The 18,257-nt window shown below is 65.2% G+C and carries 20 protein-coding genes and 1 pseudogene; 12 read left to right on the top strand and 9 right to left on the bottom strand.

Annotation, left to right across the window (positions count from 1 at the left end):
• Window positions 1-166 precede the first annotated feature (166 nt).
• Window positions 167-445, top strand: coding sequence for a DUF2442 domain-containing protein (locus tag I6L36_RS10735; protein ID WP_043154040.1), 279 nt, complete (start codon window positions 167-169; stop codon window positions 443-445).
• A 117-nt stretch (window positions 446-562) separates the two neighbouring features.
• The gene (locus tag I6L36_RS10730; protein WP_109112402.1) at window positions 563-2,179 is read left to right on the top strand and encodes an alpha-amylase family protein; all 1,617 of its coding nucleotides are present in this window, start codon (window positions 563-565) and stop codon (window positions 2,177-2,179) included.
• A 55-nt stretch (window positions 2,180-2,234) separates the two neighbouring features.
• On the opposite strand, the pseudogene I6L36_RS10725 reads toward I6L36_RS10730, so the two are convergent.
• A pseudogene (locus tag I6L36_RS10725) lies at window positions 2,235-2,766 on the bottom strand (MgtC/SapB family protein).
• A 24-nt stretch (window positions 2,767-2,790) separates the two neighbouring features.
• Entirely contained in the window at window positions 2,791-4,233 is a 1,443-nt protein-coding gene (locus I6L36_RS10720) for a RimK family alpha-L-glutamate ligase (RefSeq protein WP_010672720.1), read from the bottom strand.
• 187 nt (window positions 4,234-4,420) lie between these two features.
• Between I6L36_RS10720 and I6L36_RS10715 the strand changes: the two genes are divergently transcribed.
• The 4 genes from I6L36_RS10715 to I6L36_RS10700 all read left to right on the top strand — a co-directional run bounded on the left by I6L36_RS10715 (window position 4,421) and on the right by I6L36_RS10700 (window position 6,566).
• Window positions 4,421-4,894, top strand: a complete 474-nt coding sequence (locus I6L36_RS10715) for a GNAT family N-acetyltransferase (protein ID WP_052815613.1) — start codon at window positions 4,421-4,423, stop codon at window positions 4,892-4,894.
• Window positions 4,891-5,127 (top strand): DUF3624 domain-containing protein, encoded by a 237-nt coding sequence (locus I6L36_RS10710; RefSeq protein WP_041212265.1) that lies wholly within the window; start codon window positions 4,891-4,893, stop codon window positions 5,125-5,127. The genes I6L36_RS10715 and I6L36_RS10710 overlap by 4 nt, the downstream gene beginning before the upstream one ends.
• Window positions 5,128-5,169: 42 nt before the next feature.
• Window positions 5,170-5,916: an SDR family oxidoreductase gene (locus I6L36_RS10705; protein ID WP_052815614.1), complete on the top strand. Its 747-nt coding sequence runs from the start codon at window positions 5,170-5,172 to the stop codon at window positions 5,914-5,916.
• Between the two features lie 224 nt (window positions 5,917-6,140).
• Complete coding sequence (locus tag I6L36_RS10700; protein WP_109112403.1) at window positions 6,141-6,566, top strand: hypothetical protein; 426 nt, start codon at window positions 6,141-6,143, stop codon at window positions 6,564-6,566.
• Window positions 6,567-6,666: 100 nt separating this feature from the next.
• On the opposite strand, the gene I6L36_RS10695 is transcribed toward I6L36_RS10700, so the two are convergent.
• The gene (locus I6L36_RS10695; RefSeq protein WP_109112404.1) at window positions 6,667-7,251 is read right to left on the bottom strand and encodes a hypothetical protein; all 585 of its coding nucleotides are present in this window, start codon (window positions 7,249-7,251) and stop codon (window positions 6,667-6,669) included.
• 185 nt (window positions 7,252-7,436) lie between these two features.
• Between I6L36_RS10695 and I6L36_RS10690 the strand changes: the two genes are divergently transcribed.
• Complete coding sequence (locus I6L36_RS10690) at window positions 7,437-8,612, top strand: iron-containing alcohol dehydrogenase (RefSeq protein WP_109112405.1); 1,176 nt, start codon at window positions 7,437-7,439, stop codon at window positions 8,610-8,612.
• 124 nt (window positions 8,613-8,736) lie between these two features.
• Here the strand turns inward: I6L36_RS10690 and I6L36_RS10685 are convergent, their stop codons facing one another.
• The 3 genes from I6L36_RS10685 to I6L36_RS10675 form a co-directional block, all read right to left on the bottom strand.
• Window positions 8,737-9,366, bottom strand: a complete 630-nt coding sequence (locus tag I6L36_RS10685) for a glutathione S-transferase family protein (RefSeq protein WP_162540568.1) — start codon at window positions 9,364-9,366, stop codon at window positions 8,737-8,739.
• Window positions 9,367-9,474: 108 nt separating this feature from the next.
• The gene (locus I6L36_RS10680; RefSeq protein ID WP_109112407.1) at window positions 9,475-10,743 is read right to left on the bottom strand and encodes an O-acetylhomoserine aminocarboxypropyltransferase/cysteine synthase family protein; all 1,269 of its coding nucleotides are present in this window, start codon (window positions 10,741-10,743) and stop codon (window positions 9,475-9,477) included.
• A gap of 139 nt (window positions 10,744-10,882) precedes the next feature.
• Window positions 10,883-11,059, bottom strand: a complete 177-nt coding sequence (locus I6L36_RS10675; RefSeq protein ID WP_080988754.1) for a hypothetical protein — start codon at window positions 11,057-11,059, stop codon at window positions 10,883-10,885.
• A 100-nt stretch (window positions 11,060-11,159) separates the two neighbouring features.
• Here I6L36_RS10675 and sgrR point away from each other — a divergent pair, with 100 nt between their 5' ends.
• The 3 genes from sgrR to I6L36_RS10660 are packed head-to-tail and all read left to right on the top strand — an operon-like array spanning window position 11,160 to window position 14,089.
• Window positions 11,160-12,914, top strand: a complete 1,755-nt coding sequence (sgrR, locus tag I6L36_RS10670; RefSeq protein WP_109112408.1) for an HTH-type transcriptional regulator SgrR — start codon at window positions 11,160-11,162, stop codon at window positions 12,912-12,914.
• A 35-nt stretch (window positions 12,915-12,949) separates the two neighbouring features.
• Window positions 12,950-13,345, top strand: a complete 396-nt coding sequence (locus I6L36_RS10665) for a thioesterase family protein (RefSeq protein WP_010672731.1) — start codon at window positions 12,950-12,952, stop codon at window positions 13,343-13,345.
• Between the two features lie 30 nt (window positions 13,346-13,375).
• Window positions 13,376-14,089 (top strand): hypothetical protein, encoded by a 714-nt coding sequence (locus tag I6L36_RS10660; RefSeq protein ID WP_216987124.1) that lies wholly within the window; start codon window positions 13,376-13,378, stop codon window positions 14,087-14,089.
• A gap of 54 nt (window positions 14,090-14,143) precedes the next feature.
• Here I6L36_RS10660 and I6L36_RS10655 read toward each other — a convergent pair whose 3' ends face one another.
• Window positions 14,144-14,884: a lipase secretion chaperone gene (locus tag I6L36_RS10655; RefSeq protein ID WP_109112880.1), complete on the bottom strand. Its 741-nt coding sequence runs from the start codon at window positions 14,882-14,884 to the stop codon at window positions 14,144-14,146.
• Window positions 14,881-15,792, bottom strand: coding sequence for a triacylglycerol lipase (locus I6L36_RS10650; protein ID WP_039039783.1), 912 nt, complete (start codon window positions 15,790-15,792; stop codon window positions 14,881-14,883). The genes I6L36_RS10655 and I6L36_RS10650 overlap by 4 nt, the downstream gene beginning before the upstream one ends.
• A 293-nt stretch (window positions 15,793-16,085) precedes the next feature.
• Between I6L36_RS10650 and I6L36_RS10645 the strand changes: the two genes are divergently transcribed.
• Together I6L36_RS10645 and I6L36_RS10640 are read left to right on the top strand one after the other, a co-directional pair.
• Window positions 16,086-16,511, top strand: a complete 426-nt coding sequence (locus tag I6L36_RS10645; RefSeq protein ID WP_029313599.1) for a hypothetical protein — start codon at window positions 16,086-16,088, stop codon at window positions 16,509-16,511.
• Between the two features lie 23 nt (window positions 16,512-16,534).
• Window positions 16,535-17,149, top strand: coding sequence for a superoxide dismutase (locus I6L36_RS10640; RefSeq protein ID WP_109112885.1), 615 nt, complete (start codon window positions 16,535-16,537; stop codon window positions 17,147-17,149).
• Between the two features lie 53 nt (window positions 17,150-17,202).
• Here I6L36_RS10640 and I6L36_RS10635 read toward each other — a convergent pair whose 3' ends face one another.
• On the bottom strand, window positions 17,203-18,141 hold the full coding sequence (locus tag I6L36_RS10635) for a vancomycin high temperature exclusion protein (RefSeq protein ID WP_109112881.1): 939 nt from the start codon (window positions 18,139-18,141) through the stop codon (window positions 17,203-17,205).
• Window positions 18,142-18,257 lie beyond the last annotated feature (116 nt).

Here is an 18,257-nt window from a genome sequence, read left to right as displayed (position 1 = left end):
AGGGGTGAGGTATAAATGGAGAAGCTGGCACGTTTTATGATTTTTTGTGACGGGATGCAGGGTTCGAAGAGAGCATAAAACGCTGGGGAAACTGTGATCCTGCTGGCACATCGAGACAATGGTCGTGCCTATAATGGCGCCGGATTTCTCAATCGGAGCCGAAGGGATGCCGGTCTTCATCGATGTGGAATATATGCAGGGCTGGTCTCTGTTCGTGGTGCTCTCCGACGGCACCACAGGCGTGCTGGATCTCACCCCCTGGCGCGGCCAGCCGCTGTTTGCGGCCATGGAGACCGAGCGTCGCTTCGCCCGTGTCTTCATCGATCATCGCCATCAACTGGCGTGGCCCTCGGGCTTCACCCTGGCGGCCCACGAGGTTTACCACCTGATCCTGCCCATCGACGAGCGCGCCGCCTTCCCCGATCGCAACATGCATCGCTTCTGACATGCTAACTCGTTGAGTCAGGTAACGTTTTCAGTCACAGACCCGCGTCGGTCAGGTCGTTATCATGACCCCAGTGCGGCGCTTTGGGCGCCCATCCACCACAGCGGGAACATAACAATGAAACAAGGAACGTTGCGTCGTGGCGGCCTCATCGGGGCCGCCCTGTTACTGACGGCTTGCGGCAGCGGGGGAGGCGGTGGCAGCAGTGACCCCCAGCCTCCGGTGGTCAATCCGCCCCCCGCGTCGGCCAGCCGCGCCTGCTACGGCAATGATCAGCCAGCCTGCAACCTGCGCACCTACCAGGTGATGGTGGACTCCTTCGTCGACGGCGATGGCAGCGCCAACTACGGCGTCGGCTACGGCCCCTCCCGGCACAACGGCGATCTGCAGGGGATCATCGACAGCCTCGACCACATCAAGAGCCTCAACGTCAACGCCATCTGGCTCACGCCGGTGTTTGACTCCTGCGCCGGCCAGGCCGGGGACGACCGGCTGGATGCCACCGGTTACTTCGCCTGCGACTTCTTCAACGTGGATCCCAACTTCGGCAGCAACGCCAAGCTTAAAAAACTGGTGGACGGGGCGCACCAGCGCGGGCTCTATGTCTTCCTCGACGGGGTGTTCGGCCACGTCAACAAGGTGGGGGTGAGCAAGCCTTCACCAGAGGGGCGGCTGCCTGCCCTCAAGAGCGGCGGCGCAGGCTACCCGGGTCAACTGGTGGATTACGGCCAGCCCGAGAGTCTGGCCTACTTCAAGGAGGTGGCCCGTTACTGGGTCGAGCAGTACGGCATCGACGGCTGGCGCCTCGATCAGGCTTATCAGTTGGGGCTGGATGACTGGCGCGCCATTCGCAGCGAGGTGGCCCAGGCCAGCGCGGCGCGCAAGGCCGCCGGCCAGCAGTGGGGCACCCTCGGCTACATGGTGGGGGAAGTGTGGAAGGGCGCCGACGAGATCCGCGCCCAGGCCTATGGCCCGAGCGACAACCCGGCGCTCTCTTCGGCGTTCGACTTCCCCCTGCGCTACGGCCTGGTACAGGCGCTGGCGGTGGAAGAGTCCGGCAAGGGCGGGCAGGGGGCCAGCGTGCTCGACGCCAGCTGGAACAAGGTGGAGAACTACCCGGACCATGCCATGCCCAACCTGATGCTGGGCAACCACGATCTGGTGCGCTTCGGCGATCTGCTGGAGCGGGGCAACTTCAATGGGGCGGACTACTGGCAGCGCCACAAGGCGGCCTTCAGCTTCATGGCCGCCCGCTCCGGTCCCATTACCTTCTACTATGGCGAGGAGTTTGGCGACGAGGTGCCTGGCTTTGCCAGTCAGGTGGGGGGCGACTGTGCGGCCCAGGGGCTCTGCGATGATCACGTGGCCCGCAGCGATGGCAAGGTCCCCGGTGTCACCGGCTTCGTGCCGAGCAGCGAGCAGGCCGAGCTCAAGCAGTGGCTGAGCGCTCTGCTGGCCCTGCGCGCCGCCCACCCCGCCCTCTATCAGGGGGAGCGGGTCAAGCTGGTGGCCGAGGGGAGCGTCTATGGCGACATCAAGCAGACGGCGGGCGAGCAAGTAGTCTACCTGCTCAATGTCTCCACCACGCCTCAGAGCTACGCCGTGCCGGTCGGCAAGCTGCGCAGCGGCAGCGCCCTGGTGGATCTGCAGAGCGGCGAGAACCTGGCCATCGGTGGCAGCAGCGTGACGGTGGACTTGCCGCCCCTCACCGGCCGCTTCCTGCTGGTGCGCTGAGGGAGGCAGACAACAGAAAGGGCTCCATAGTGGAGCCCTTTTTCATGGTGGCGGCTTACTTCTCGATGCCGCTGCCCAGATCGTCCCGGCGGGAAGAGACCGAGGGCTCGGCCCCGTGGCGCCAGTGTTCCAGCCGATTGTGCACCCCGCGGCGCAGGCTCTTGAAGCTGGCTTCCAAGTAGTCCACCCCCACCAGGATGGAGAGGGTGACGCCGGTGAGCAGCAGCGCCTGATGCAGCATGTCCATGCCGATGAGGGCGCCGAGGGCGGCCAGCATCCAGATGGCGGCGGCGGAGGTCACCCCCAGCACCTGACCATCCCGGGTCATCATGACCCCGGCCCCGAGAAAGCCGACCCCGGTGATGAGCTGACCCAGCACCCGCGCCTGATCGGCGCCCTGAGGACTGACGGCGGCGCCGATGGCGAGAAAACAGTAGGTGCCGAGCACGATGAGGGAAGAGGTGCGGATCCCCACCGGCTTGCCGCGAAGCTGCCGCTCCAGCCCCACCAGGGTGCCACACACCAGACAGACCAGGATGTTCTCCCAGCCAAGGGGCGCGATGTCCCCACCACTGCATTGTCATCATATCCACCTCTGCTCGCGATGCTTGTTATCCTGTCGCGCTCTGCCCCCGGTTCTCCAGCCGCTGGCGGAAGGCCCGGGCGAGGCGCTCGTAGAGGTCCTTTGCCTCCCTGTCTTCAATATCGCCACGTATCCAGGGGTTGTCGATGATTTCCAGCAACACGCAGCCCTGACCCTGCTGGCGCAGATCCACCCCGAACAGGCCGTTGCCGAGCTGGTGCACGGCGCGGCGGGCGGTTTGCAGCACCCGCTCCGGCACGTCGCTGAGGGGCAGCGCCTCGATGCGGCTCATGTCGAGGGGGTGTTTGCGGCGACGGATGCGGTTGCCGGGTTCGGGTCGGTAGCGGCGGCAGGCGAACAGCGGCGAGCCGTCGAGAAAGCCGATGCGCCAGTCGAACTCGGCAGGGATCCGGCTCTGGACCAGCAGCAGGGCGGAGCGGGCCAGCCCCTCGTCCAGCAGGCGGGCGAGCTGGATGTCATCGCTGGCCATGGCGAGGTCGCGCCCCTGGGCGCCGTCGGGGATCTTCACCATCAGCGGCAGACCGAGGCGCTGCACCAGTTCGTCCACATGCTGGCGGCCGCGGCGGGTCACGACGGTGGTGGGGGGCATGGGCACGCCGCTGCGCACCATCAGCTCGTAGAGATAGAGCTTGTTGCTGCAGGCGAGGATGGCACGGGAGCTGTCGATGACCGGCATCTTGAGCTGCTCGGCACGGCGGGCAAATTCGAAGGTGTAGTGGCCGACCGCGGTCTCGGCGCGCAGCCAGAGGGTGTCGAACTCCGGCAACCGCTCGATGGCCGAGGGAGGCAGGATCTCGGCCTGGATCCCCTGGGCAGCGGCCGCCTTGATGAAACGCTCCAGCGCCAGGGCATCGCTGCTGGCGCGGCCGTCGTTGGGGTCGACCAGGATGGCGAGCTGGTAGCGTGGCGCCGTCTGTTCCTCGTCCCCCGTGCCCACCAGCGCCTGGGCGTGCTGCACCATCAGCGCCTTCTCGCTCGGGCTCAGCGCCAGCGGTGACAGGCTCTCCTGCTGGCGCACCGACCAGCCGTGGCGACCGCGCTTGAGGGTCAGCTCCTGCAGCGGCAACTGGCTCAGGCCGTAGTAATAGCGGGCGAGCCCCGCCAGCTCGCTCTGTTCGCACTGGCCGAAGATGGCGCGCACCCGGATCCTGTCCTCGCTCTGCTGGGCCAGCCAGCCCTGCAATTTGCGCCACAGCTTGGCGGGAGGCTGCTGGGGTTGCAGCCTGCTGATGGCCTGCAATCCCGGCAGGCAGTGGTGGCCGCGGGCCTGGGCCAGCAGGGAGCAGTAATAACCGGCCCCCAGGTGTTCCAGGCTGCGGCAGAGGTTGATGATGCGCGGACGCCCCCCTGTGGTGGGCAGACCGTGTTGCAGGTAGGTGCGGGCGGTCAGCAGATAGTCGGCATGGCAGGGCCAGTCGCCCGGCTCCTCGACGATGACATAGGTACTCATATTTTCAGGCTCCACAGAAAGGACTGCCAGAAACGGCAGGATCCCCAGTGGGCTTCGATGCACCGACAAGCACGACAATGGCGCGAGGGGAAACAAGAGGTTACAGTGCCTAATATTCTGCCTTGGTAACTTGTGATACAAGTCGCATTTCTGGTGCTGAGGATAAATAACCGAACAAGGACTCCCCGTGTTGACCGTGCGCGCCGCCCGAGCCGATGATTTGGGCGCCATCGTGAAGCTGGAACGCTACTGTTTTCCCCCCGAGGTCGCCTTCGGCCGCAGCCGCTGGCACTATCTGCTCAATCAGGCCAAGGGGCGCACCCTGCTGCTGCAAGACGAGAAGGCGCAGGTGATGGGCTATGTGAGCGTGCTGGAGCACAAAGGCTGGGATCGTCTCATCATCCAGACCCTCGCCATCCGCTGGACCATCCGCCGTCAGGGGTGGGCACGCCGCCTGCTGGAGCAGGTGATCCGGGAAGGGCGCGAGGCCGGCTGGGGGGCGATTCGCCTCGAGGTCGCCGACGCCAACCCAGAAGCCAGGACCCTCTATCAGGGGCTGGGGTTTCGCCCCGGGGTACGGCTGCCCGATTATTACGGGCCCGGCCAGCATGCCCACCGCCTGGTGCTGGCGCTGGGGAATGAGCGGCAGGCGCCATCATGAGTTGCGAAGATTGCCTGGCTACGGCCATCAGGGCCAAGCTCGGGCGCTGCCCGGTCTGTGCCGCCCAGACCTTTCTCATCGGGGTCGTCGGCTGGCTGGTCTGGTGGTGGTGCGGCGCCGATACCTCGGTCAACGCCCTGACCGGCCTGCTGTTTGCGCTGGGGGGCTCGGGTCTCTTCCTGCTGCATCTGGCGGTGTTCGCATGGCGAAAGCTGGGCAAACGCGACATATAACGTGCTGATTTTTCAAGAAGACAAATAACAATGGAGGTTCACATGATTGCAATGGTAACGGGCGCCTCGTCCGGCTTTGGTGAGGCCATCAGCCGCCTGCTGGTGAGCGCTGGCCACCGGGTGATCGGCACCGGGCGCCGCGGCGAACGGCTGGCCGCCCTGTCCGAGGATCTGGGCGAGCAGTTCCTGCCCCTGGTGTTCGACGTCCAGGACAAGGCTGCCACCCGCGCCGCCATCGAGGGGCTGCCGACCGAATGGCAACAGGTGGACCTGCTGGTCAACAACGCCGGCCTGGCACTGGGGCTGGAGCCTGCCCACAAGGCAGACCTTGAGGACTGGGAGCAGATGATCGCCACCAACATCAGCGGCCTGACCCTGATCACCCGGTTGCTGCTGCCGGGCATGGTGGCGCGCAACTGCGGCCACGTCATCAATATCGGCTCCATCGCAGGGACCTACCCCTATCCGGGCGGCAACGTCTACGGCGCGACCAAGGCGTTCGTGAAGCAGTTCAGCCTCAACCTGCGTGCCGATCTGGCGGGCACGGCGGTGCGTGTCACCAACGTGGAGCCCGGCCTGTGTGGCGGCACCGAGTTCTCCAACGTGCGCTTCCACGGCGACGACGCCAAGGCGGCCACCGTCTATCAGGGGGTGCAGGCCATCCTGCCGGAAGACATCGCCAATACCGTACTTTGGATCAGCGAGCAGCCTGCCCACGTCAACATCAACAGCATCGAGATCATGCCGGTGGCCCAGACCTTCGGTCCGCTCCACATCAGCCGTCGCTGATGTCATGACGAGCCGACTTCTGTCCACAAGAGGCGCCTTCGGGCGCCTTTTTTGATGGATCTGGTCGCACTCGTCATGGAGTGCAGAAGGAGGCGTGCTGTGACCCCGTGCTGAACCATCGGAAGAGGGGGGTACTCAAGTTGGCCTGCAATTTGCCGTCTCCGGCCCATGGCGGGGAACCCGTCCCCGGAGCCGGCGAGGCCGGCAGTGAGCGTGGAGCCTTCATGGATATCAAACCCTATGGTCATCAACTTGCCCAGAGCGCGTCCCAGAACCGTGCCCTGGCGACCCTCAGCGACAGCGACGACAAGCAGAGCGGCTGGTCTCAGCAGGTCAGCCTCTCCAGTCAGGTGCTGACCGGCAAGGCGCAGCAGGCGCTGACCTACGAGCATCTGGCCAGGAACGGCAAGAACACAGTCCTGACCGGTGGCGTCAAGGATGCGCGGGTGCAGCAGATGGTGGACAAGGCCCTGGGCTTTGATCGCAAAAAATTTGACGATCTCGAGCGTCAGCTCAAGGGGATAGCGGATGACAAGACGCTCTCTGCCGAGGAGCGCGAAACGCAGAGCAAGGACCTGTCCGCGCAGCGCGATGCCATGCTCAAGGAGGCCATGGATCGCCTCACCGGCAAATCCGCCTCCCAGGCATGATGTGATTCAAACGGCAATCTTTGGGCGTTAAAGGCAAGGGGTTGCCCCCTTGCCACGGGGCCGGCAGGCAGTGGGAGGCACGGCCTGCCGTGGTCAGGGCTCAGGGACTCTGGGGGGCGATCCCGATGGCGATGGCGATGGTCTGCACGGCCTTGATCTGGTCCCCCTTGGCGATGAGGGCGAACTGGGCCGGATCCTGCACCTTGAGGGTCAGGGTATGGTCGACCCCCTTGACCCGGATGGTCTGGTGCGCCTTGTCCACGTCGATGACGTCGGCATAGATGGTTACCTGCATGCCGGCGCCGGCTGCGGGTTTCTCCCCGGCGGCCGCCTTGCCCCCTTCTACTTCCACCACCCGTTTTCTCACCCCGGCGGTGCCCTTGAGCAGGGTCAGGTCCAGCAGTTGCAGATATCTCAAGGCCACGACATCTCCCACCTTGAGCTGGGGAAGGTTGGTCACCTCCTCCCCGGCGATCAGATCCAGGGTCTGCCCTTCGGCATTTTTCAGGCTGACCTTGCGGGTGGCCAGGTCGATGGCGGTGACGGTTGCCCTGGCCGTCAGTTCTTCGGCCAGACTGGCTTGTCCGGGGGCCACGGCCACATGGGTGGTGACCTCGGCGGCATAGAGCAGGGGAGGGGCACAGAGAGTGAGGGCACCCGCAATCCAGGCGTGCTTCAGTTTCATGATAGAGACCCTGTGAGTGGGAAAGGGACCCCGGGAGGGGCTTGAGGGGGCGACGAACTCGTCTGCCCGCTATCACCATAGCAAAGCCGGGCAGGAGCGCCCGGCATCGGCAGGCTGGCATCGTATTTTTGACGACAGGCTCCCGTTTTTGACCTGATGGCACGGCAGGCGCACAATTCCCCGGCATGCAATCAACCGAGGGCTCTGCCGTGTACAACTTCCAATATGCCAATCCCACTCGCATCTGCTTTGGTGAAGGCCAGATAGCCACTCTGCCGGAGCTGATCCCGGTCGGCAGCCGTCTGCTGGTGCTCTACGGGGGTGGCAGCATCAAGCAGAACGGGGTCTATGAGCAGTTGACCCAGGCGCTGGCGGGCCGGGAGTGGCTGGAGTTTCCCGGCATCGGCGCCAACCCCCAGTACGACCAGCTGATGGAGGCGGTGGATCTGGTCAAGCGCGAGCGTATCGACTTCCTGCTGGCGGTGGGTGGCGGTTCCGTGGTGGATGGCACCAAGTTCGTGGCCGCCGCGGCCTGCTTCGAGGGGGACGATCCCTGGGAGATCCTGCGGGACAAGGCCCCCATCAAGGGGGCGCTGCCGCTCGGCTGTGTGCTGACCCTGCCGGCCACCGGTTCGGAGAGCAACCCCGCCGCCGTGGTGAGCCGGGGGGAGGCCAAGCTCTCCTTCTACAATCCGCTGGTGCAACCGGTGTTTGCGGTGCTGGATCCCGCCACCACCTACAGCCTTCCGCCGCGCCAGGTGGGCAACGGGGTGGTGGATGCCTTCGTCCACATCCTCGAGCAGTACCTCACCTTCCCGGTGGGGGGCGAGGTGCAGGATCGGCTGGCGGAAGGGCTGTTGCAGGTGCTGGTGGACAACGGTCCGCGGGCGCTGGCGGAGCCCACCAACTACCAGGTACGTGCCAACCTGATGTGGGCTGCCAGCCTGGCCCTCAACGGCCTCATCGGTCGCGGTGTGCCCCAGGACTGGTCCACCCACGCCATCGGTCACCAGCTCACCGCCCTGCACGGGCTGGATCATGCCCAGAGTCTGGCGGTGGTGCTGCCCTCCCTGCTGCGGGAGCAAGCGGCCCAGAAGCAGGAGAAGCTGGCCCAGTTCGCCGAGCGGGTGTGGCACTCCAGCCGGGAGGACAAGGCGCTGCGCATTGAGGAGGCGATCATCCGCACCGAGCAGCTCTTCCAGCAGATGGGGGTGGGTACCCGGCTTGCCGACTACGGGCTGAGCGAGGGCTGCATCCCCGGCATCTGCTCCAACCTCAAGCGTTTCGGGCTGACCGCCCTCGGGGAGCAGCAGGACATCGATCCCGACAAGGTAGCCAGGATCCTCTCCCACGCGCTGTAAGTCATCCTGGCAACCATAGTGGCGCGGATCCTTTCCCTCGTCCTCTGATCACCGGCTGACCAACGGAAAAGAGAACGCCCCGATCATCGGGGCGTTTTGCAGGGTGTCACCGGGGCACCGCCGTTTATTTGGCGCTGCGGTCCAGCTCGCGCTCCAGGGCTGCCGCCTTCTGGCGAGCCGGATAGGTGTTGAGTCGCTGCCAGTAGGCCTCAAGGTGCGGGAACTGGGCCAGCTGGCCGCTCTGGGCCAGCAGATCCACCAGGAAGGAGTTCAGGATGTCGGCGCCGGTGAGGCGATCGGCCACCAGGTAACGGCGGTTTGCCAGCACCTCATCGAGATAGCCCAGCACCTTGGCGCACTCGGCTTTGGCGTAGTCCGGCAGGAAGCGCATCGGGCTGCCATCCTTGCGCACGAACATGTCGAGCAGCAGCGGCAGAATGCCGGAGCTCTCGGCGAAGTGGAGCCACTGCAGGTATTCGGGATACTCCGGGCTGTCGGCGGCCGGTGCCAGCCGGTCCGGGGCGTGGCGGGCGATCAGGTACTCTGTGATGGCACCGGATTCCGCCAGCACCCGCCCGTCAAACTCGATGACCGGCGACTTGCCGAGGGGGTGGACGGCCTTGAGCTCGGGCGGCGCCAGAAAGGTGGCGGCATCGCGTTGGTAGGCCTTGATCTGGTAGGGCAGGCCCAGCTCTTCAAGCAGCCAGATGATGCGCTGGGAGCGGGATTTGTTCAGGTGGTGCAGGACTATCATGGAAACCTCGACGCAGTGACGGAAGGCGGTGATACGCAGCGCCCCGGCAGCAGGTTCACTGATGGATGAAAAAGAGCGGGCGTGGTGCCCGCTCCTTCGTCGATTGACTCAGGCCTCCAGCGCCTGATCCAGATCCGCCAGTATGTCCTCGATGGCTTCGATCCCCACCGACAGCCGGATCATCTCAGGTTTCACTCCAGCCTTGGCCTGCTCCTCTTCGCTCAACTGGCGATGGGTGGTAGAGGCGGGGTGGCAGGCCAGGGACTTGGCGTCGCCGATGTTGACCAGCCGCTTGAAGATCTTGAGGGCATCGTAGAAGCGCACGCCCGCCTCGTAGCCCTCCTTCAGGCCGAAGGAGAGGATGGCCGAGGGGCGACCGGCCATGTACTTCTCCGCCAGCGGGTAGTGGGGGTGACCCGGCAGACCGGCGTAGCTGACCCAGGCCACCTTGGGGTGGTGCTTGAGGTGGTGGGCCACCCGCAGAGCGTTGTCCACGTGGCGCTCCATGCGCAGGCTCAGGGTTTCCAGTCCTTGCAGCAGCAGGAAGGCGTTCATCGGCGCCAGCGCTGCGCCGGTATTGCGCAGCGGCACGGTGCGCACCCGGCCGATGAAGGCCGCCGGGCCGAAGGCCTCGGTGTAGACCACCCCGTGATAAGAAGGCTCGGGTTGGGTCAGCTGGGGGAAGCGCTCGGCGTGATCCGCCCAGGGGAACCTGCCCGAGTCGACGATGACGCCCCCCAGGGAGTTGCCGTGGCCGCCGACATATTTGGTCAGGCTGTGCACCACGATGTCGGCGCCGTGCTCGATGGGTTTGCACAAGACCGGAGTGGCGACCGTGTTGTCGACGATGAGCGGCACGCCGCGGGCGTGGGCGGCCTTGGCCAGGGCGGCGATGTCGACGATGTTGCCCGCCGGGTTGCCGATGCTCTCGCAATAGACCGCCTTGGTCTTGTCGTCGATGAGGGCGGCGATGGCCTCGGCGCTGTCATCCTTGGCGAAGCGTACCTCGACCCCGAAACTTGGCAGCATGTGGGCGAACAGGGTGTAGGTGCCGCCATAGAGCTGGGGGGTGGAGACGATGTTGTCACCGGCTGCGGTCAGCGCCTGGATGGCGTAGGTGATGGCGGCGGAACCTGCCGAGACCACCAGGGCGGCGATCCCCCCTTCAAGGGCGGCCATCCGCTGCTCCAGCACATCGTTTGTGGGGTTCATGATGCGGGTGTAGATGTTGCCCGGCACCGCCAGATTGAACAAGTCCGCCCCGTGCTGGGCGCTCTCGAACTCGTAGGCCACCGTCTGGTAGATGGGCACGGCAACGGCCTTGGTGGTGGGGTCGTTGGCAAAGCCGTGGTGCAGGGCCAGGGTCGCATCTTTCATCACACACTCCTTGTTGGATGTCACCATTATGGATGGATAGACGTCCAATCTATCAGGCCCAGCGCCGATGTAAACCACCCATTCCGGCAAAGCAATGCCGGGGGATGGCGGTGACCGGATGGCGTCTGTGACGGCGACCTCAGAGACGGCGGCGATACTCCCTGTCGTCTATCTGGTGCATGTCCCACTGCATCAGGCGGTTGAGCTGCACCATGGGATCTTCGACCAGCGTCAGAGGGCGGGGCAGGATCCTCAGGAAGTAGCGACGAAGGGTTTGCTGGATCCGGTTCGGTTTGAGGGGGTTGGCGTGGCTCATGATGGTGCTCCTGTGCTGTGGTTCTCACGTTCGCCAGCAGTATTGAGCTAAAATGCGGAAGTAAAAACTGATGACTTTCAGCTACAGGATTTCCTCTTTTATGCCTACCAGCCGCCTTTATCAGCAATTTCAACGGCTCGCCCAGCAGCTTGGCTGCGACGAGCGGGAGATTAGCCTCGCCGAGGTGGCGGATCTGCTCTGTTGCACCCCCCGCAATGCCCGCCTGCTGCTGCGCCGCATGGAAGGGCAGGGCTGGCTGTGCTGGACGGCGGAGGCAGGGCGGGGGCGGCGCTCCCGCCTCACCCTGCTCGACAACCAGGAGAGCCTGACCCGGCGCCGATTGCGGGATCTGCTGAGTCAGGGCCAGCTGGCGCAGGCGGTGCGGCTGGCCGAAGATCGCCTGGATCTGCTCACTCCGCTGCTGATCGAGCAGCTCGGCCAGGCCACCCGGGAGGGGCGCCAGATCCTGCGGGTGCCCTACTACCGGCCCCTGCCCGGTCTGTTGCCCACCGCGCCCTTGCGCCGCTCCGAAATTCACCTGAGCCGCCAGATCTTCAACGGTCTGACCCGGCGAAACGAGGAAAATGGGGAAATAGAGGGGGATCTCGCCCACTACTGGGAGTGTCTGGCCCCCTGTCACTGGCGCTTCTATCTGCGCCCCGTGGTGCGCTTTCACCATGGCCGCGAACTGGTGGTGGAGGATGTGATGGAGAGCCTGCAGGCCTTGCGGGATCGCCCGCTGTTCGCCCATCTGGCACGGCTGGAGAGCCGCTGGCCGCGCACCCTGGACATCCATCTCGACAGCCCGGATCCTCTGCTGCCGCACCTGCTGGCCGAGCCGGTGGCGGCCATCCTGCCGCGGGAGCTCAAGGGGGAGGCGAATTTCGCCCTGCAGCCGGTGGGCACCGGCCCCTATCGGGTGAGCGCCAACGACCCCCTGCACCTGTGCCTCGAAGCATTTGACGACTACTTCGGGCTGCGGGCCCTGCTCGACGAGATCGACATCTGGATGCTGCCGGAGCTGGCGGAGCGGCTGGAGAGCCACGTCAGGCTGGGCAGCGACACCCCGGAGCTTGGTTCCATGCGCGGGGAGTCCGAACTGGAATCCGGCTGCTACTTCCTGCTGCAGGACGACAGATCGGTCCCCCTGCAGGACCCGGCCCTGCGCCAGTGGCTGACCCGGCTGCTCAACCCCATCGCCCTGATGGCCCGGGTGGCACCCGAACTGCAGCGGGGCTGGACCAGCGCATTGGGCCTCCTGCCCCACTGGCGCGAGAGCCTGCCTCTTCCCGAGCCCGGCCCGGTCAGCCTGCCAGCGCGGCTGGTACTGGCCTGCTTCAACCAGCACCTGGAATTCAACGAGTGCGCCAGCGCCATGAGCAGCCTGCTGGCAGAGCAGGGGATCCAGCTCGAGGTACGTACCCTGGACTACGGCCGCTGGGTGAGCGGGGAGGATGAAGATGTGGATCTCTGGTTCGGCACCCTCAACCTGGAGCATGAGCACGCCTTCGCCCCTTACGCCTGGCTTCAGGGCACCCCCTTGCTGCGCCGGGTGTGGGGCGGCCAGCAGGCCCTGTGGCAGGGATTGACGCAGTGGCGCGCCCATGGTGAAGAGCCCGGCCCCCGCGCCCTGCTGGCCGAGGTGCAGCGCCAGAGCTGGTTCGTGCCGCTGTTTCACCACTGGCTGGAGCTGGAGAGCCGGGTCGGCGTGCACGGTGTGCGCATGACGGCCCTCGGCTGGTTCGATTTTCGCAGCGCCTGGTTAAAGCCCGAGCAGGTGGCGCAGGAGCCGGAAACCGGCGGTGGCTCTCACCCCCAGGCAGGGACGCTTGAGTCGGACGGGTTGGCGCGCTAGCCTGTGCGCGGTCCTACGACAAGGAGTCGACATCCATGCTGGAAATGCAGATCCAACCCCGTTTTCAAGAGACGGACGCCCTCGGCCACATCAACAACACGGTGCCGGCGGTCTGGTTTGAATCGGCCCGTGATCCCCTGTTTCGCCTCTTCTCGCCCGAGCTGGATGTGCATGACTGGCATCTGATCATCGCGGGCTACACGGTGCAATTCAAACGGGAGCTGTTCTATGGCCAGATGGTGTCGATCAAGACCGGCGTGCGGCGTATCGGTACCAGCTCCTTCACGCTCTGGCAGGAAGCCTGGCAGGGCGGCGAGCTGGCGGTGACCGCCGAGACGACCCTGATCCATTTTGACTACCGGACCCGGCAGTCCATCCCTTTGAGCGAGGCTCACCGGGAGGGACTGAGGGTCTGGCTGGTAGAGAGTTAATCCGGCCTTCGGGCCCACCACAGGACACTTATGCGCACAACCGCGATCGCCCTGAGCCTCGGCTTGGGACTGGGACTCTGCTCCCTGCCTTCATTTGCCGCCTCCCTGGCCGAGCAGTTCACCCTGATGGAGAAGGGGGCCGACAGCGCCCTCGATACCCGCTTGTTCAGCCACGATGGCGTTGACATCAAGGCCTGGGTCGACGGCACGCCCGTCATCATCGCCGTCCCCATCCTGAACGAGCAGGGCGAACAGGAAGGGGAGAGCCGTTACTACTTCAAGGGCGGCAAGCTGTTCGGGGTGAAGGAGCCCGCCGCCCAGTTCGCCTTCGATGGCAGTGGCAAGCTGACCCAATGGCTGGACGACAAGGGGCAGCCTGCGGAGTTTGTCAGCAAGATGAGCATGCAGCAGCGGGAAGCCTGGCTGACCAGACGGGCGGCCGAGCTGGGCGGGTTGTTTACACCGAGCACCGCCGAGGAGAAGGCTGACAAGGGGGGCGTCAAGCTCAAGGGGGCGGAGCTCGCCCAGTGGCTCTGCAACGGCAAGCTGATGGCGCTCGCCGGAGGTGACAAGGTGACCTTCGAGCCGGCCAAACTTAAGAGGAGTGCAGAGGGCATCAAGGGAGAGGTTTCCCTGCGCCAGGAGAAGGGGTGGCAGGATCTCTGCCTCACCTGCGAGGTGCAGGGCAACCGGGTGACTCGCCTCACCTGGCAGCCGCTGCCGGGTGCCAACAAGCCGCAGTAAGGGCGGCAGCGTCAAAGAATGGGGGCCCACTTGCGGGCCCCTTTTTCATGCCGGTTACTGCTCGCCCAGGGTGAGCCGGGTGAGGGCCTCCACCCGTCGCCACTGACCGGGCTCGAACCAGCGTGCCAGGATCTCCGGCTGCTGGCTGACCCGGGCCTCGGCAGGCAGGGGCCTGATCTCGGCCAGATAGCCGGCCAGCTGCTGCTCGAACCCCTGCTGGCTCTCTGCCAGCTGGTGCAACCGGTCTGCCGCCTCCGGTCCCAACTGTTCGCGCAGTGCGGCGTCACGCCCGGCTGCGGGGAGTTGCTCCAGAGCCTGCAGATCGCCCAGCAGGCGGCTGTTGGCCTCCGCCTCCCGAAACCACTGGGGCTGCTCCGCCAGCCAGAGCTCCAGCTCGCTCGCCAGCAGCGACTTGTCGGCATCGCTGGCCTCCGCCAGCGCCTTGCGGCGCAGGGTCCACTGCTCCATCAGCCTGTCCTCGGCAAACAGTTGCTCCTGCTCGACCGGGGTGAAGCTCTGCCTGCGCAACTGTTCGCGCTCGTCGAACAGCTTCTGCAAGCTGGCCAGGCCCGGATCCGTCGGCACCGTCAGGCCGCCCTCGGCCGCGAGAAAGGCTTCATGGCGGGCCTGCAGCGAGGACTTATCCGACGGCGGTGCGGCCTGCCTGACCAGAGGGGAAGCGGGCCCGGCATGTTGCGGCGAAGGGGCGGTTGCGTCAGCGGAGGGCCAATACTGCCAGCCCCCCAGCAGCAGGGCCGCCGCCAGCGGAGCGGCCATCAGCCATGCCCTGTTCATAGTCCCAGCCTCTGCAGGCGGTTGGCGTGCTGGCGATAGAGGTTGACCGGGTCGGTCTCGAACAGGTGGCGAATGCCGAACGACTGGTTCACCTCGTCCAGATGGTTCATGCGGTAGTGGGTACCGATCACCTTGCCGAGGTGGCTGCTGCATACCCCGACCAGGCCGTCACTGGGCTCCTTGAAGAAGCTGCCGGTCAGCGCCAGCGCGGGATCCACCGGATCCAGGATGTTGGTCATGGTGCCGCGTCCGCTCCAGGAGAAGTAGTAGACCCCGTTGGCGGCCTGCATGGGCCCTTCGCCGCAATGCTGGCTCGGCAGCCCTTCCGGATAGCGCTGGTTGAAGCGTTGGGCGCCGGTGCTGGTGAGGGCGTCGAGGGCGGCGAGGGGATCCTGCGGCAGCTGGCTGCCCCCGGAGAGCAGCGAGATGACCCCGGACAGGGCCGAGGCGGCGGCCACCGCCAGACCTTCGGCCGCCGAGCCCGGCGTCACCTTGGCCCGCACCAGGTCGGCGATCTCCGAGCCATGGTTGACCCCGCCCACGCTGGTGGCGGAAGCGACCAGCTCGGGGGCGACCGAAGCGACGTAGCGAATGGTGGGGCCACCGTGAGAGTGGCCGATGAGGTTCACCTTCTCCGCCCCCGTGATGGCGAGCACCTGCTGCACCTGCTTGAGCAGCTGTTCACCGCGCAGCTCCGAGCTCTGGGTGGCGGAGACCTGGGCCACGTAGACCTTGGCGCCATCCCGGGTCAGGGCCTGGGGGATGCCGTAGAAGTAATCGACACCGAGCAGCTTGTCGAAACCGAACAGACCGTGCACCAGCACTATGGGGTAGCGGGTCTGGGTATAACCGGCCCCCTGACCCAGCATGGGCAGGGCGCACAACAGCATCAATAGCCATCTTTTCATCTTCACCGTCCTTGTGAAAAAACCGGCTGCATTCTGGTCGTCACCGGGGCAGGCACCGGCCTCATGCCAGTACCGGCAGCATGGTAGCTGAACTCAAATGTATCTGTGGGTGGGATCACTAAACCGGGGATTGCAGAAAAACCCTACCCATATGGGCAAAAAAGGCGGCACCAACTATTCCTTGTGTCTGCTCATCAAATAAGTTAAATAATAATTATTATCATTTGAGTGGTCGAGTCATGGCGGGAACCTGGGTGAAGGGGTGGGTCGGTACCACCGGAGCGGACAGCAGCATGGCGCACTGGAAAGCGCAGACCCTGAGTGGCAACCGCCATTTCGATGCGGGGGAGTACGCCAGGGCGCTCGACTGCTATCAGCAGGCGCTGTGGCTTGCCCGCCAGCAGTTTGCCGACTGGCATGATGCCGACGAAGCGGTGGCGGCCCTGGTGGTGGCCCATCACAACCTGGCGGATCTGCTGGTGGCCATGACCCTGCCGGATCGGGCCGCCGACCTGCTGTGTCACATCCATGATTGCCTGCTGGCCACCAGCCAGTCCCCCACCAGTTCCGCTGCCCTGCGGGAGGCGGCTGTTCGCCACGCCCGCAGCACCCGTACCGAGCTGCTCGCCTTTCTGGGCAAACACGGTCATCACGACGGTATCCAGCGCAGCCTGGGTCAATGTCTGTGTCAGACCGGCTCTGCCCATCAACTGCATTGAGCCCAACAGGAGAGACAATGAACATGAGCCATACCCTGCCAGCCCTTCCTTACGCCTATGACGCACTGGAACCCCATATCGATGCAAAGACCATGGAGATCCATCACAGCCGTCACCATCAGACCTATGTCACCAACCTCAATGCTGCCCTGGCCGATCTGCCGGAGCTGGCTACCCTGCCGCTGGAGGCATTGCTTGCCCGTATCGACAGCCTGCCGGCCCAGGTTCAGGGGGCGGTGCGCAATCACGGCGGCGGCCACGCCAACCACAGCCTGTTCTGGCAGGTGATGAGTCCACAGGGCGGCGGCGAGCCGGACGGCGAGCTGGCCACAGCGATGGAGCGAGATCTGGGTGGGCTGGAGGCCTTCAAGCAGGCCTTTACCCAGGCGGCGCTGAGCCGTTTTGGCAGCGGCTGGGCCTGGCTGGTGGTCGATGGGCGCGGCAAGTTGCAGGTGGTGAGCAGCGCGAACCAGGACAGCCCCCTGATGGAGGGGCTCACCCCGATACTCGGGCTGGATGTGTGGGAGCATGCCTACTACCTCAAGTACCAGAACAAGCGTCCCGACTACATAGCCGCGTTTTACAACGTGATCGACTGGGATGAGGTGGCACGGCGTTATGTGGCAGCGCTGGCCTGATCGCCGGAAATACCGAGCCCAATGAAAGAGACCCGCCTGTTGGCGGGTCTCTGCTATTGAGGAGTCAGTGTGCTGCCGGTTGGCTTTGCCGCACTGGCGGCAGCCGGATTATCCACGGGCGTAGCTTCGCTCGGCACGGCTGCGCTGGTGGCCAAGGCACTGCTGGTTGCAGCCGCCGCACTGGTGGCGGTTGCCGCGCTCACGGCCGCTGCCTGCTTGGCTTTCGGCTGATGAGGGGGCGGTGCAATGGGCAGGCAGGGCTGGCTCGCCCCTATGGTGCTCAACGCCTGGCAGGGGACCGGGCCGCCGATGACGATGGGCTCGCCGAGGAACTTGGGACCCTTGTCCAGCACGTAGAGGTCCAGCAGCCCCATCAGGCGGGCGAACACCTCGCGCACCCGGGTCTTGATGCCCTGATAGGCGCTGGGATCCACGGCGTTGAAGCCGACCGCCTCGATGCCGAAATGGCGGGCGATGAAGATGGCACGCTCGTTGTGAAAGGCCTGGGAGACCACGGTGAAGTGGGCCTGACCGAACACCTCCTTGGCACGCACGATGGAGTCCAGGGTCCGAAAGCCGGCGTAGTCGCTGTAGATGGCGTTGGCCGGGATGCCGGCCTGGATCAGGGCCCGCCGCATCTGGCGCGGTTCGTTGTACTGCACGGTGGCGTTGTCGCCGGAGACCAGGATGTAGTCCACCTTGCCGTTGTTGTAGAGCTCGGCGGCGGCCTTGATCCGGTATTTGAAGTAGTGGTTCGGGCTGCCGCCAATCAGGTATTTGGAGGTGCCGAGCACCAGGGCGACCCGGTTGTAGGGCACCGCGTTGACGTCGTCGTAGGTGTAGTGACGGGCGTCCGAGACGGTCCACTCGCTGTAGCCAAGCAGGGCGGCGATGGAGGCCAGCAACAGGCAGAGGCAGGCGAGCAGGATCTTGGCAAACTTCTTCATGCGCGGTGCGGTTCGGGTCTGAAGTAAGAGAAGACAGGGGGTCATTCTATTACAAGTTGTTGTGGCGCGTCAGGTTTGATGGCGGCGCAGGGGCTCACTCGGGCAGAGGTTGTCGCAGCGCGCGCCCCGATCCCGGGCTTATCAAACGGCTCCATAAACAA

Origin of the sequence: Aeromonas sp. FDAARGOS 1406, from assembly GCF_019048565.1 — a bacterium.
In the GTDB taxonomy this organism is placed as follows: Bacteria; Pseudomonadota; Gammaproteobacteria; order Enterobacterales; family Aeromonadaceae; genus Aeromonas; species Aeromonas caviae.
Note: the sequence above shows the minus strand (reverse complement) of the source record. Positions and strands in the feature narration are given on the sequence as shown.